The sequence below is a fragment of the Leptothrix ochracea genome, assembly GCF_041083635.1.
Classification (GTDB): Bacteria; Pseudomonadota; Gammaproteobacteria; order Burkholderiales; family Burkholderiaceae_C; genus Sphaerotilus; species Sphaerotilus ochraceus.
This window is the reverse complement of the sequence record NZ_JBFPHB010000023.1, coordinates 59,971-74,018: the sequence shown is the minus strand read 5'-3', so window position 1 is coordinate 74,018 and position 14,048 is coordinate 59,971. Positions and strand designations below refer to the sequence as shown.

Genomic DNA, 14,048 nt, shown 5'->3' with positions numbered 1-14,048 from the left:
CACCGGTTCTTCAACCTGAACCCCCCATGGGTCCCCTTTGTGGGGGACTTGTGGTCCGTATGCCGGCGTGGCCGGTTAGAAAGTTTCCGATGTCTCAAGCAGCAATGGCCGGCTCGGCCATGGAGTCCTTTGCCGCCCTCTTCGAGGAATCTCTGCAACGCGCTGACATGCGCACCGGCGAGGTCATCTCCGCTGAAGTCGTGCGTGTTGAACACAGCTTTGTGGTGGTCAACGCCGGCCTGAAGTCCGAGGCCTATGTGCCTTTGGAAGAGTTCAAGAACGACCAAGGTGAACTCGAAGTCCAAGTGGGCGACTTCGTGTCGGTGGCGATCGACGCCATCGAAAACGGCTACGGCGACACCATCCTGTCGCGCGACAAGGCCAAGCGTTTGGCTTCGTGGCTGTCGCTGGAAACGGCGCTGGAATCGGGCGACTTCGTCACCGGTACCGTGTCGGGCAAGGTCAAGGGCGGCCTGACCGTGTTGGTCAATGGCATCCGCGCCTTCTTGCCGGGCTCACTGCTGGATACGCGTCCGGTCAAGGACATGAGCCCGTACGAGGGCAAGACCATGGAATTCAAGGTCATCAAGCTCGACCGCAAGCGCAACAACGTCGTGTTGTCGCGCCGTGCTGTGGTGGAAGCTTCGATGGGCGAAGAACGCGCCAAGCTGCTCGAAACCCTGCGCGAAGGCGCGATCGTGGCCGGCGTGGTCAAGAACATCACCGAATACGGTGCGTTCGTGGATCTGGGCGGTATCGACGGCCTGCTGCACATCACCGACATGGCATGGCGCCGTGTCCGTCACCCGAGCGAAGTGGTGACGGTCGGTCAAGAACTGACCGCCAAGGTCTTGAAGTTCGACGCCGAGAAGAACCGCGTCAGCTTGGGCCTGAAGCAAATGGGCGACGATCCGTGGATCGGCGTTTCGCGCCGCTACCCGGCCGGCACCCGCATCTTCGGCAAGGCCACCAACATTGCTGACTACGGCGCGTTCGTTGAAATCGAACCCGGTATCGAAGGCTTGGTGCACGTGTCCGAAATGGACTGGACCAACAAGAACGTGGCTCCGAACAAGATCGTCTCCATGGGCGACGAGATCGAAGTCATGGTCTTGGAAATCGACGAAGACAAGCGTCGTATTTCTTTGGGCATGAAGCAGTGCAAGGCCAATCCTTGGGACGAATTCGCGCAGAACTTCAAGCGCGGTGACAAGGTCAAGGGCCCGGTCAAGTCGATCACCGACTTCGGCGTGTTCGTCGGCTTGGCTGCTGGCATCGACGGTTTGGTGCATCTGTCGGATCTGTCTTGGAATGAGCCCGGCGAAGCCGCTGTGCGCAACTACAAGAAGGGTCAAGACGTTGAGGCCGTGGTGTTGGGTATCGACGTTGAGCGCGAGCGCATCAGCCTCGGCATCAAGCAACTCGACGCTGATCCGTTCACCAGCTACACCTCGCTCAACGACCGTGGCGCCACCGTGGTGGGCAAGGTCAAGACCGTGGATGCTCGTGGCGCTGAGATCCAACTGACCGAAGAAGTGACCGGCTACCTGCGCGCTTCTGAAATCGCCCGTGAGCGCGTGGAAGACGCACGCAACATGCTCAAGGAAGGCGACGACGTGTCGGCGATCATCGTCAACATCGATCGCAAGACCCGCTCCATCCAACTGTCCATCAAGGCCAAGGATGTCGTGGAACAGCAAGAAGTGATGCAACGTTTGGCGGCCGATAACCGCGAAAACGCCGGCACCACCAGCCTGGGCGCGCTGCTCAAGGCCAAGTTTGATCAGAACCACTGATCTGACTTGAAGGCTGTTGTGCAAGAAGAAGCTGCCTTGTTCACCTCGGTGTTGTCATGACCCGTTCTGAGCTGGTTGCCTTGCTGTCCGACGAGTTCGGACAGCTGCCCCATCGCGATGTCGAGCTGGCTGTTCGGGCCATGCTGGAGGCGATGGGGGATGCGCTGGCCGAAGGCCATCGCATCGAAATCCGTGGCTTTGGCAGCTTTTCTGTGACCCAACGCCCTTCGCGTGTGGGTCGCAATCCACGCTCGGGTGAGCAAGTGACCGTGCCTGAAAAGCGCGTTCCCCATTTCAAGCCGGGCAAAGCCTTGCGTGAGGCTGTCGATGCAGCCGATACGGCCGGCTAGAATCGCCGCGCCATGTACGTTCTAACTTGGCTCCTTCGAGCCTTTCTTTTTTTCGTCCTCTTTGCCTTCGCCATGAACAACGGACACGAAGTGCCGTTGAAATGGTTTTTCGGCTTCGAGTGGCGCGCCCCGATGGTGCTGATCGTGTTGACCATTCTCTCGGTCGGCTGTGTGCTGGGCGTGTTGGTCATGCTCCCCAGTTGGTGGCGTTTGCGACGCTGTGTGCGTGACATGGCGGCCAAGAGCGCGACGCAGGGTCATCCTGCGGCCACCGTGTCCACCAAGGCCAAAGGCCAGAGCGATCCTGCAGCCCGTGCCCCTGTTCTGGAGCATCCGCCTCGTGATGGACTTTGAGTGGCTTCTTTGGGCTTTGCCCGTGGCCTTCGGCTTGGGCTGGATGGCTTCTCGCATCGATGTTCGGCAGTGGCGGCGGGTTCAACATGACGCCCCTCAGGCGTACTTCAAAGGGCTGACCCTGTTGCTCAACGAGCAACAAGACAAGGCCATCGACGCCTTCATCGAAGCGGTCCAGCACGACCCCGGTTCCTCCGATTTGCACTTTGCTTTGGGCAACTTGTTCCGTCGCCGGGGCGAGTACGAACGTGCCGTGCGGGTGCACCAGCATTTGGTGATGCGGGGTGATTTGCCGGCTTCTGAGCGCGATCGGGCGCAGTTCGCCTTGGCGCAGGACTATCACAAAGCGGGTTTGTTCGATCGGGCGGAGCAGGCTTTCAAGATGCTGGAAGGCACCGATTTCGCCACCGAAGCTCGCCTTGCCACCTTGACGCTGCATGAGCGCGCTCGCGACTGGAAGTCCGCCATCGAGGTGGCCCGCAGCTTGGAGTCGGTCGCTGGCGGCTCTTTTGGTTCCCGCATTGCGCACTACGCCTGTGAATTGGCCCTTGAGGCCGACGCACGCGGTCAAGCGGAAGAAGCCGAAACCGCTTTGGCACGCGCCCGGGAAGCTTCGGCGCAATCGCCCAGACCATGGGTCTTGGCGGGCCAGCGTTTGGCGCGCCAAGGCAAGCATGCAGAAGCCCTGACGCTTTGGACCCCGTTGATGACGATTCACCCAGGGGTCTTTTCAGTCATTGCACGCGATTACGGCGCCAGTGCCAAAGCTTGCGGGCAAGAGGATGTGGCGCGTGAGTGTCTGCGTGCCGTCCAGCGTCAAACCCCATCGACCGATGTGTTGGCTGCGCTTCTCAAGCTGGAGACCGATCCCACGGAGCGTCGTGAGACGCTGCACGAGCATTTGCAGCTGCATCCCACCCTGACCGCCACCCAAGCGCTGTTGCGCGAGATCGGTTTGGGCCCTTCAGCGCAGCCGGATGAAGCGCAAGCGATTCAGCAGGCCTTGAGCGAGGCAGCTCGACCGTTGCAGCGCTATCGCTGCGCGGCTTGCGGCTTTGAGGCGCAGCAGTACTTCTGGCAATGCCCCGGCTGCCAAGGCTGGGATACCTACCCGCCGCGTCGGCTGGAAGATCACTGACAAAAGTTCACTGAACGGCGGCTTCTGCCGCGGCCCACTGCGCTTGCAGCGCGTTCATCACGGCCTCAAAGCTGGGCCGTTGGCCCTTGCCGCCCAAGCTGCTGACCTGTCCGGAGCCCGTGACTCCCGCTAAACCGGGTTCGTGGTCGCAGTAAATGCCTAAAGTGTCGATGCCGTAAGCCGCACCCAAGTGGGTGAAGCCGGTATCCAAGCCGATGATGTGCTGGCTACCGGCCAAGACCGTGGCCATCTCACCCACCTTGAGAAAGGGCGGCACTGCGCCGTCACAGCCTGCGGCAATGCGCTTGGCCATGGTTTCTTCTTGCGGACTGCCCCACAGCACCACGGGTTGCCAGCCCCGCGCTTGCAGCGCGTGCCCCACCGCGATCCAGTCGGCGTCGGGCCAGAACTTCTCTGGCCGGCTGGCGCAGGGAATCAACGCGGCATAAGGCCGGTTGGGTCGCCAAGGTGACGCCGGTAGCGGGGAGTCGCGCAGGCCGAAATCAGGCTTGGATTGCGGGTCAAGGGGATAGCCGAGCAACTGTGCGGTCAATTGCCGGCAGCGCGCTACGGCCTGCTGTGGCCGGGCGACGTGGGCGGTGTGGCGATAGAAAAGCGCGGCAAGCGGCTCCCGCAAGCTGGTGCGATCAAAGCCGCCCATGGGACCATGGGCCTGCAAGCCCCACATCACGCTCTTGAGCAGGCCTTGCATGTCGATCACAAGGTCGTAGGGCTCCCGTTGCAGCTCGGTGCGAAAGGCCTTGATCTCGTCCCACGTTTTGCGCTGACCGAGCTGGCGCCGCCATTTGCGCCACGCCATCGGCAAGACGCGGCGCACACCCTTGTGCAAGGCCGGCAAGGCCGCAAAGGGACGCTCCACCACCCAGTCCACGGTGAGATCCGGCAGCGCACGGTGCATGTCGGTGATGGCGGGCAAGGCGTGAACCACGTCGCCCATCGACGAGGTCTTGACGATCAGGATGCGCATCGTTGTTCGGCGACCAACGCCGGATTGAAGCGCGCATCGTTGTACATCTTGAATTGGCGATAGACCTTGAAATAAGCCTGCCCGGTGCGGCAGTCACGCAGCAAGGCATCAAGGCAGGCGGCCAAATCGGTGCGTTGGGTCAGGAGCCGGTCCAGCTTGATGCGGCTGCTGGCGATGTGTTCAGCATCGACATCGGTGCGCAAGCACTGGGCGCGCATGGCATGCACCTTGAGCGCCATGATCGAGAGCCGATCCATCATGGCCCCCGCCGTTTCGCTGTTCAGTCGGGCGGTGGCCGGTGCCATGGAGACCGGGGCATCGGTACGGGCCGAGGTCGCATCGACCAGCCCCAACTCGATCAGCAGCAGTTCATCGACGCGTTCCGTGGCGTCGTTGCGGGCTTGGTTGAAACCGTCGATGGCGCGCTTGTTGGTGGCGATATCGCTGTCGCTGACCCGCGTGCGTCGCGCCAAGTCTTCTTCCGCCCACAGCAGGCTGTTGAAGCGATGGTTGGCGCTGATCCAGTGCCAGACGTTGTCCGGAGCCAGCGCCGGGCTGGGTTCGGTTTGAGGCCAAGTGGCTTGGCTCAGCAGCGTGTCGTGCAACTCGACAAGCGCAGCAGCAGTGACGGCAGGTTCATTCATAGCAGAGTTCCATCCGGGCTAAGGCGCGGGCCCCAAGCCCCGAGCCAAGTGCCGAGGTGGCAGAATGGCGCGCCGTTTTGGCGCGATTATCGCTGTCTCCGAGCCATGTCCTCCTCTGTTCTTCTCACGCCCGAACGTCTTGCCCAAGCCCGTGTGCTGGTGGTGGGTGATGCCATGTTGGATCGCTACTGGTTTGGCTCGGTCGATCGCATCTCGCCCGAAGCCCCCGTGCCAGTGGTGCGCGTCACGCGGGAGGAAGAGCGCCTCGGTGGCGCGGCCAATGTGGCGCTCAACGTCAAGACGCTCGGTGCGCAGTGCACCTTGCTGACGGTGGTCGGTGACGACGAGCCGGCCCGTCGTTTGCGTCAGTTGCTCGAAGAGCAGGGCGTGAGCACGGTGCTGGGCCGTGATCCCAAGCTCTACACCATCGTCAAGCTGCGCGTCATTGGTCGCTCACAGCAGCTGATGCGGATTGATTTCGAGAATCAGCCGGAGCACGAAGTGCTTCAGCAGATGTTGACCGATTACGAGCGCGTGTTGCCCGACTTTGACGCCGTGCTGTTTTCTGACTACGGTAAAGGTGGCTTGACGCACATTCCGCGCATGATTGAGCTGGCCCGTGCGGCGGGCAAGCCCGTGCTGGTCGATCCCAAGGGCAGCGATTACAGCCGCTATAAGGGTGCGACGACGCTCACACCGAATCGTGCTGAATTGGCGCAGGTGGTGGGCTCTTGGCGCGACGAGGCCGATTTGCATCGCCGGGCCCACGCGCTGCGCGAAGAGTTGGGTTTGGCAGGGTTGGTGCTGACACGTTCTGAAGACGGCATGTCGCTGTTCGATCTGGCGGGCAACGATCCGGCCAAGCTTGCGCATCAGCATGTGCCGGCCCAGGCCCGCGAAGTGTTTGATGTCACGGGTGCGGGGGATACGGTGATCGCCACGCTGGCTGCCATGCTGGCGTGTGGTTTGGGGTTGCGCGAGGCTTTGCCGCTGGCCAATCGGGCTGGCAGCATCGTGGTCGGCAAGTTCGGCACCGCCAGTTGCAGCTATGAAGAACTGTTTGCCAAGGAGACAACATGAGAATCGTGGTGACCGGGGCCGCCGGGATGATCGGCAGCAATCTGGTGCATGGCTTGAATCGGCTCGGGGCCAAGGAGGTGATCGCCGTCGATGACCTGACCGATGGCCCCAAGTACCGCAATTTGCTCGGTGCGACCTTGAGCGACTACTTCGACAAGGACGAGTTCTACAGCCGCTTTGCCGCTGGCGAGTTGGGCAAGATCGACGCGATCTTGCACGAAGGCGCTTGCTCCGACACCATGGAGCACAACGGCAAGTTCATGCTGGAGAACAACTACCGCTGCTCCAAAACCTTGCTGGATGCTTGTTTGGCCCAAGGTACCCGGCTGCTCTACGCCAGCTCAGCGGCGACCTATGGCGGTAGTGAAACCTTCCGCGAGGAGCCGGCCTTTGAAGCGCCGCTGAACGTCTACGGCTACTCCAAGCTCCTTTTTGACCAAGTGGTGCGGCGCTATCTGCCCACCGCATCCAGCCAGATCGTTGGCTTTCGCTATTTCAACGTGTACGGCCCGCGTGAGCAGCACAAGGCTCGCATGGCCAGCGTGGCGTTTCATCACTTCAATCAGTTCCGCAGCACCGGCCAAGTCAAGCTGTTCGGCGAGTACAACGGCTACGCCCCTGGGATGCAGTCGCGCGATTTCGTCTTTGTGGACGACGTGGTGGCGGTGAACCTGTGGTTCTTGCAGCATCCTGAGCAAAGCGGCATCTTCAATCTTGGCTCAGGCCGTGCCCAGCCCTTCAACGATGTGGCCCATGCGGTGGTGAATGCTTGCCGCCAACAGCAAAACCAGTTCAGCTTGAGCTTGCAAGAACAAATCGAGCAAGGCTTGGTGAGTTACATCGACTTTCCCGATGCCCTGCGCGGTAAGTACCAGTGCCACACCGAAGCTGACTTGGCTCGGCTACGTGCCACGGGGTGCGATCACGTCTTTGCCGATGTGGCCAGCGGCGTGGCGCAATACGTTGCATGGCTGGCGGGGCAGCCGGGCTAGGCCCGTGCTGGTGGGGGGTGAATGCGCGGCTACTTACCGCGCCACTCCCAGAACAATCCAATCCCCAAACCGATCAGGGCGATGGGCAGGCCGATCAGCCACTGCATCTCTTCGGCCTCGACGTAGTTCACGACGGCCCAAACCGCCCCTGAGGTGGGCAAAGCGCACAGCAAAAAGCGCCACGAAGCCATCAGGGCACCAAAAACTGCGATCAGTTCGACCAGTTCTTCCATGGAAACCTCTCAAGCCGTTCCGTCGATCCATATCGACGAAACGGGATTGCATCATAGGCGTGGACCCCCCCAAAAAAATCCTCAATCCCCCCCTTTTGGGTGAACGATTTCGTTTCTCCTGCGACCTACAGTCAAGCCAACCCTCGCCACCCGTTCAAAGTCAGAGGTGCAGGGTTGGTCAAAACTGCAACGAGTCGGAGGACATGATGAAAACGAAATCATGGTTGCTAGGCCTGGCGTTGGTGCTGGGCATGACGGCAGCATGGGCTGGGGTCGATGTCAACAAGGCCACCCAGTCCGAACTGGAATCCGTCAAAGGGGTGGGGCCTGCGCTGTCTGGGCGCATTCTGACCGAGCGCCAAAAAGCGACGTTCAAGGATTGGTCAGATCTGATTGATCGCGTCCAAGGGGTGGGTAAAACCAATGCCGCCCGGTTGTCAGAGGCTGGGTTGACGGTGGGGGCCGCGACGTATGTTGCCCCTGCGGTGGTGGCCAAGGCGGGCAAACCCGCTCAGAAATGAACCATTGAGACCACACGACCCTTGTCAGGGAGAAGGGCGTGTTCACGGGCCTGTGCTGTCTTGACAGACTGGACAGACGGGCCCGTTTTCTTACCAGTTAAAAAAAGCGTCGATGTCTGCATGTCGGGCTTGGGCATCTCGCTCACCCATGCGAATCAATTCACGGGTGTACGAGCTTTCGAACAGCAGATAACTGGCCAAAGCGGTTCCGGTTCCTTCACGAGGTCCCCCCAAGGATCGCGTCACTCCTGCGGTACGCAAGAGCGCGCGGATGGTGTTTGGCAGGCTGTGCAGATGGCGTGCTGCAATGTCATCAAGGCGTTCGCTGGGTGCAATGATCAACGCTTGAATAGGACGCAGCGGCGTATGGGCCCGGGCTTCTGGCGGAATCAAGGTCAAGGTGGTGTTGATGCGCTGTAGCCGCTCGATATCGACCGCCAGAGAGTCAAGAAAAATATTCGATAACGCATGCCCCGCCATTTGAGCCACGCTGGGATAACCCCCCGGATGGTGATGATCATAGGGCTCAAGGGGTTCTTCCAGCCGTCCTGAGCCAATCACCATGATCCGTTCTGCACCCAAATGAATGGCGGGGGCAATCGGTGCAACTTGGCGCATCGCGCCATCTCCAAACCATTGCATGGGCCAAAGATGCGGGGCTTCGGTGGTTAACTGCACAGCGGGGAAGAGGAACGGAATGGCGGCAGAGGCCAGAAGGTGATCAAACGATAGCGGTGTATGCAAGGCCATGCGCTGCGAGCGTGTCCATGGGCTGATCGCGTGCAAGCTGTCGTAGAACGTGACGTGCAGTCCTGTGGTGTAGCTTGATGCCGTCACGGCCAGCGCGTCCAGATGCCCCTGCGCCAGCATGTCAGGGACCCGATCAAGGCGGGTCATCCGGCGTAGCAGTTCTGCCAGGGGACGATTGTCGAGCAAGGACCGGGGCTGTACGCGTGACCAGCGCGAGGCCAGCCCCCAGCCGGGAATCAACATCAGCAGCCACGGTAGCCCGGTTCGCAGCAAACCGGGGATATCGGTGCGGTAGACCTGTTCAGCGTGGATGTTCTCCCAGACTTGGGTCAGCGTGTCGAGGGCGGCATCCCAGTCGTCGGCTTGACCGGCCAAGGTGGCTGCGTTCAGAGCACCCGCAGAGGTGCCTGAGACGATGCGAAAGGGCAGACTGCGTCGCTGGCTGGGGGCTTCTGGACCCGCATGGGGCGCCATGCGAGCCAAGGCCTTCAAGACCCCAATCTGGTAAGCGGCACGGGCCCCACCGCCGGTCAGGACCAAACCAATACGAGGCGGGTTGGGCGCAACCAACGCAGATCAGTCGCGACCGTGATGTTTGTCGTGATCCCGTTCACCGCGATCACCCCGGTCGCCTTCATCGCGGCGCTCTTCGCGATCGTGCCGACGGTGTTCCTCATGGCGGCGCTCTTCATGGTCGCGACCTTGGGCTTGACCCGAGCCTCGAACGTTGTCGTTGTACCACTGGTCCTGAACAAAATAGACCGGCTTGTTGCAGGCGTTGTATTCGCGGCAGTGGCGCTTCCAGTTCCGTTGATGGCCCGGCGGAACCCACATGTACACCGGTTCTGGCGCCTGAACTTGGCGTTGTTGTGGTTGAGGCTGTGGCGCCATGATGATGACTGGCGCCGTGTTCACAACCGCAGGGCGGGAGGTGTTACCGATGTCGATGCGGCCATAGACACCAGGTTGATTGACTTGGACCGAGACACCCACATCGGTCGCGGCCCAAGCGCTCGACAGACCCGTCAGTGCGATCAGTGCTGCGCCGATGGTAAGAAAACGGGGATACATCAAAACTCCTTGCGGTGGAAACCTTCATCTATAACGCTTGGCAGCGCATCAGGAGGACAACATGCCATCTTGGTTACCAGCGTAAACCAATTCCACGGTTTCCTCGCTTTGCTGGGCCCATTGTGACCACAGGGCCAAGGCCGCATCACTGGGGTAAAAGCGTGAGGTCGCGCCCAGATCCAGCTCGGCCATGGCCGTGGGGCGGCGCACAGCCACCCGGATCGGCAGCCCTTGCACCACCTCGCCCTGATCACTGATTTGATGTTTGGCGGGGTGATCGCGCAAGATGAGATCAAAGGGGGGTGGGGTATTTTCGGCGCCAAGGCTCAGGCGCAAGTACTGCCCATGGCGGCATCGGGCGTCGGCCAAGCTCCAGACTTGGTGGATGTTGAAGCGCCACCCTCCTGAAAACCGGTCCGGTTGCGCTCGACCTTGAGCGACGATGAATTCATCGTCTTTCAAGACGTGGCTGGCGCTGTTGAGCAACTCTTCGTTGATGACCGATTCAATCGTGCCGCTGTGGTCGTCAAGCTTGAACAGCGCCACCTTGCCGCGCTGACCGTTGACGATGCGCAGGTCCGTGATGATGCCGGCCAGCATCTGCGGCTCGCGCGTGTCGCTCACGTCGGCCACGGCGCGTTTGGCAAATTGGCGCACTTCGGCCGCGACTTGATCGAACAGGTGGCCCGAGAAGTAATAGCCCAAGGCTACCTTCTCATGGGTGAGGCGAGTCTTGACGTCCCAAGCCGGTGTCGCCACGTAATCCGGTTCACGGGTGGAGCTGCCGTGATCGTCGTCGCTGCCAAAGTCAAACAAACCGCCTTGATCGGCATGCGCGGCTTGGGTGTCGGCGTATTCGAAGGCCAAGCTCAAACTGGCCAGCAATTCGGCCCGGCCGTCGATGTTTTTGGGGTGAATTTTGTCGAAAGCACCGGCTTTGATGAGCGCATCCACCGCGCGCTTGTTGATGCTTTTGCGATCCACCCGTGCGGCGAAATCAAAGATGGAGCTGAACGGGCCGCCCTCGCTGCGGGCGCGGATGATCGCTTCGATCGCGCCTTGACCCGTGCCCTTGACCGCCCCTAAGCCATAGCGGATGCGCTTGTTGCCCGCAGGGCCTGGTGCCGGCTCGAAACGGTAGACGCCCAGATTGACATCGGGGGCGTCGAATTCGATGTTGAATTTGAGGGCGTCTTCACGCAGCACCTTGAGCTTGTCGGTGTCGTCAAGCTCAATGGTCATGTTGGCGGCAAAGAACTCGGCCGCGTAATGCACCTTGATCCAAGCGGTGTGATAGGCCAAGAGCGAGTAGGCGGCGGCGTGCGACTTGTTGAAGCCGTAGCCGGCGAACTTTTCCATCAGGTCAAAGACTTCATCGGCCTTGGCCTCGTTGATGCCTTTGCCTGCGGCACCTTTGCGAAAGATCGCCCGGTGCTCGGCCATCTCCTCGGCCTTTTTCTTGCCCATCGCGCGGCGCAGCATGTCGGCGCCGCCCAAGCTGTAGCCACCCAGCACCTGCGCGGTCTGCATCACCTGTTCTTGGTAGACCATGATCCCGTAGGTCTCGGCCAGCACGCCTTCGACCAGCGGATGGGGGTATTCGACCACTTCGCGGCCGTGCTTGCGGGCCACGAAGCTCGGGATCAGGTCCATTGGGCCGGGGCGGTAGAGCGCATTCAGGGCGATCAGGTCTTCAAGCCGGCTGGGTTTGGCATCTTTGAGCATGCGCTGCATGCCGCCGGATTCAAACTGGAAGACCGATTCGGTCAGGCCATCGGAGAACAGCTTGTAGACCCGGGCGTCATCGAGCGGGATGGTCTCGAAGGCAAAGTTTTTTTGCTCAGCGTGGCGGCTGACGATGAAGTCCTTGGCCAACTCCAAGATGGTGAGGGTCGCCAGACCCAAGAAGTCGAACTTCACCAAGCCGATGGCTTCCACGTCGTCTTTGTCGAACTGGCTCACCGCCGAGTCGCTGCCGGGCTGCTGGTAGAGCGGGCAAAAATCGGTGATCTTGCCCGGCGCAATCAGCACGCCACCGGCGTGCATGCCGATGTTGCGCACCATGCCCTCGACCCGCATCGCCAAGCTGAGCAGCTCGGCCACTTCTTCTTCGTTTTTTTCGCGCTCTTCCAGCTCAGGCGCTTCCTTGCGGGCGTAGATCACGTTGCCTTCGGGCTCATCAGGGACGCGCGCCAAGGTCACCGATTTGCCCGGCGGGGCCGGAATGAGTTTGGCGATCGAATCCACATGACCGTAGCCCATACCCAGCACGCGGCCGATGTCGCGCAGCGCCGCCTTGGCCGCCATGGTGCCGAAGGTGGCGATCTGGCTGACCGCTGCGCGGCCATAGCGTTCTTTGACGTAGTCGATCACCCGGTCGCGGTTGCCTTGGCAGAAGTCGATGTCGAAGTCCGGCATCGAGACCCGTTCCGGGTTCAGGAAGCGCTCGAACAGCAAGTTGTAGTGCAGCGGATCAAGGTCGGTGATCGAGAGCACGTAGGCCACCAGTGAGCCTGCGCCGGAGCCCCGGCCGGGACCGACCGGACAGCCGTTCGCTTTGGCCCAGCGGATGAAGTCGGACACGATCAGGAAGTAACCCGGAAAGCCCATCTTCAAGATCGTGCCGATCTCGAATTCCAACCGTTCGGCGTAACGTGGGCGCTCCTTGTCGCGGCGGCCAGGATCGGGGTAGAGCATGGCCAAGCGCTGCTCTAGGCCTTCGACCGAGAGTTGGCGGAAGTAATCCGCCATGGGCATGAAGGAGCCGTCGCCGAGCTGCGGGGTGGGGAAGTTGGGTAGCTGCGGCTTGCCCAGCACCAAGTGGAGGTGGCAGCGCTGGGCAATGGTGTGCGTGTTGGCCAAGGCCGAGGGCAGGTCGGCAAACAGTTCGGCCATCTCGGCTTGGCTTTTGAAATGCTGCTCACGGCTGAAACGTTTGATGCGCTTGGGGTTGGCGATGGTCTCGCCCTCCGCGATGCAGACCCGTGCTTCGTGGGCATCAAAGTCATCCGGGCTCAGAAACTGGGCTGGATGGGTGGCGACGACCGGCAGGCACAGCTCAGCAGCCAAGGGCACAGCGGCGCGGACATAGGCCTCCTGTCCCGGTAAGCCAGCGCGTTGCAGCTCGATGTAGAAGCGCTGCGGGAAAAGAGCTGCCAGCCGCTGGGCCAGCTCGGTGGCCCGCGCGCTGTCTTGCACCCCAAGAGCTTGTGCGATGGCACCCATCTGCGCCCCTGAGAGCGCGATCAGTCCGCCGCTGAGTTCTTCCAGCCACGACCACTTGATCCAAGCTTGGTTGCCGCGCTGCACGTTCTGGATCCAGGCTCTTGAGATCAGCTCGCATAGATTCAGGTAGCCCTGACGATCTTGGACCAAGAGCAGCAGGCGGTTGGCTTGGCGCGGATCGGCGCTGGCCGTGTCGGGTTCCAGCCAGAGGTCGGCCCCTAAGATGGGCTGTACGCCCGATTTGCGGGCCGCACTGTAGAACTTGATGGCACCAAAAAGGTTACCCAGATCGGTGATGGCCAAGGCCGGCTGACCATCACGGGCTGCGGCTTTGACCATGTCATCGATGCGCAAGGTGCCATCAATGACGGAAAACTCAGTGTGGGTTCGCAGGTGAACGAAAACGGGGGCATGGGGGCGGGTCATACGCCCATTTTGTCAGGGCTTTACGGCCCTGCGACGCAACGCGTGTTGACGCAGATGGCGTTGGGCAGTGGATAGATCACCGCCGGGCAAACGGTGTTGGGGTTTTCTTGAATCCACAACCGTTGTTTGAGGAGCGTCAGATCAAAGGCGGCGTTGCCCAGTTGCAAGATGTCGGTACTGCGCAGCGAATAGGGCAGGGCCGCTGGCGTGGCGCAGCCCGTTTGGGGATCAATGGCCACCATGCGGCAATCCGCATGACTGTCGCAGGGGCTGTCCACGGCCAAGGCTCTGACGTGCTGCTCTTGTTGCGCGATTTGTGTGCGCAACATATCCAGCTCCGACAGCGGCAGTTTGGCGGTCGGCGCAGGACTGCTGCCACCACCACCACAGGCGCTTAGAAGCCACATTACTAGAAGGGTTAACCGCCAAAGCGGGGCTGAATGCATAGAGAAATCACTGTAACGATGTGAACTCTGATTC

The 14,048-nt window shown here is 61.1% G+C and carries 14 protein-coding genes; 7 read left to right on the top strand and 7 right to left on the bottom strand.

Annotation, left to right across the window (positions count from 1 at the left end; all coding sequences use genetic code 11):
• Positions 1–89: 89 nt before the first annotated feature.
• The 4 genes from rpsA (at position 90) to lapB (ending at position 3,638) form a co-directional block, all read left to right on the top strand.
• Complete coding sequence (rpsA, locus tag AB3X39_RS09590; protein WP_369417148.1) at positions 90–1,796, top strand: 30S ribosomal protein S1; 1,707 nt, start codon at positions 90–92, stop codon at positions 1,794–1,796.
• Between the two features lie 56 nt (positions 1,797–1,852).
• A complete protein-coding gene (locus tag AB3X39_RS09585) occupies positions 1,853–2,146 on the top strand; it encodes an integration host factor subunit beta (protein WP_369417147.1) in 294 nt (97 codons plus the stop codon).
• A gap of 72 nt (positions 2,147–2,218) precedes the next feature.
• Complete coding sequence (locus AB3X39_RS09580) at positions 2,219–2,500, top strand: lipopolysaccharide assembly protein LapA domain-containing protein (RefSeq protein WP_369417146.1); 282 nt, start codon at positions 2,219–2,221, stop codon at positions 2,498–2,500.
• Complete coding sequence (gene lapB / locus AB3X39_RS09575; protein ID WP_369417145.1) at positions 2,460–3,638, top strand: lipopolysaccharide assembly protein LapB; 1,179 nt, start codon at positions 2,460–2,462, stop codon at positions 3,636–3,638. The genes AB3X39_RS09580 and lapB overlap by 41 nt, the downstream gene beginning before the upstream one ends.
• A 7-nt stretch (positions 3,639–3,645) precedes the next feature.
• On the opposite strand, the gene waaC is transcribed toward lapB, so the two are convergent.
• Both waaC and AB3X39_RS09565 read right to left on the bottom strand, forming a co-directional pair.
• A complete protein-coding gene (gene waaC / locus AB3X39_RS09570; protein ID WP_369417144.1) occupies positions 3,646–4,626 on the bottom strand; it encodes a lipopolysaccharide heptosyltransferase I in 981 nt (326 codons plus the stop codon).
• A complete protein-coding gene (locus AB3X39_RS09565) occupies positions 4,614–5,270 on the bottom strand; it encodes a DUF4254 domain-containing protein (protein ID WP_369417143.1) in 657 nt (218 codons plus the stop codon). Before AB3X39_RS09565 ends, waaC begins: the two co-directional genes overlap by 13 nt.
• Before the next feature lie 105 nt (positions 5,271–5,375).
• Between AB3X39_RS09565 and rfaE1 the strand changes: the two genes are divergently transcribed.
• Together rfaE1 and rfaD are read left to right on the top strand one after the other, a co-directional pair.
• Positions 5,376–6,350, top strand: coding sequence for a D-glycero-beta-D-manno-heptose-7-phosphate kinase (gene rfaE1 / locus AB3X39_RS09560; RefSeq protein ID WP_369417142.1), 975 nt, complete (start codon positions 5,376–5,378; stop codon positions 6,348–6,350).
• Positions 6,347–7,342 carry an ADP-glyceromanno-heptose 6-epimerase gene (rfaD, locus tag AB3X39_RS09555; protein ID WP_369417141.1) on the top strand — a complete coding sequence of 332 codons (996 nt, stop codon included), beginning with the start codon at positions 6,347–6,349 and terminating at the stop codon, positions 7,340–7,342. Before rfaE1 ends, rfaD begins: the two co-directional genes overlap by 4 nt.
• Before the next feature lie 29 nt (positions 7,343–7,371).
• Here rfaD and AB3X39_RS09550 read toward each other — a convergent pair whose 3' ends face one another.
• A complete protein-coding gene (locus AB3X39_RS09550) occupies positions 7,372–7,575 on the bottom strand; it encodes a hypothetical protein (RefSeq protein WP_369417140.1) in 204 nt (67 codons plus the stop codon).
• Between the two features lie 206 nt (positions 7,576–7,781).
• Between AB3X39_RS09550 and AB3X39_RS09545 the strand changes: the two genes are divergently transcribed.
• Positions 7,782–8,096 (top strand): ComEA family DNA-binding protein, encoded by a 315-nt coding sequence (locus tag AB3X39_RS09545; protein WP_369417139.1) that lies wholly within the window; start codon positions 7,782–7,784, stop codon positions 8,094–8,096.
• Between the two features lie 90 nt (positions 8,097–8,186).
• Here AB3X39_RS09545 and AB3X39_RS09540 read toward each other — a convergent pair whose 3' ends face one another.
• From AB3X39_RS09540 to AB3X39_RS09525, 4 genes are read right to left on the bottom strand one after another with little or no spacing between them, the layout of a single operon-like run.
• Positions 8,187–9,416: a patatin-like phospholipase family protein gene (locus tag AB3X39_RS09540; RefSeq protein WP_369417138.1), complete on the bottom strand. Its 1,230-nt coding sequence runs from the start codon at positions 9,414–9,416 to the stop codon at positions 8,187–8,189.
• A gap of 6 nt (positions 9,417–9,422) precedes the next feature.
• Positions 9,423–9,917, bottom strand: coding sequence for a hypothetical protein (locus AB3X39_RS09535; RefSeq protein ID WP_369417137.1), 495 nt, complete (start codon positions 9,915–9,917; stop codon positions 9,423–9,425).
• Positions 9,918–9,965: 48 nt separating this feature from the next.
• On the bottom strand, positions 9,966–13,568 hold the full coding sequence (gene dnaE / locus AB3X39_RS09530; RefSeq protein ID WP_369417136.1) for a DNA polymerase III subunit alpha: 3,603 nt from the start codon (positions 13,566–13,568) through the stop codon (positions 9,966–9,968).
• Between the two features lie 20 nt (positions 13,569–13,588).
• A complete protein-coding gene (locus AB3X39_RS09525; protein ID WP_369417135.1) occupies positions 13,589–13,975 on the bottom strand; it encodes a hypothetical protein in 387 nt (128 codons plus the stop codon).
• Positions 13,976–14,048: the final 73 nt, after the last annotated feature.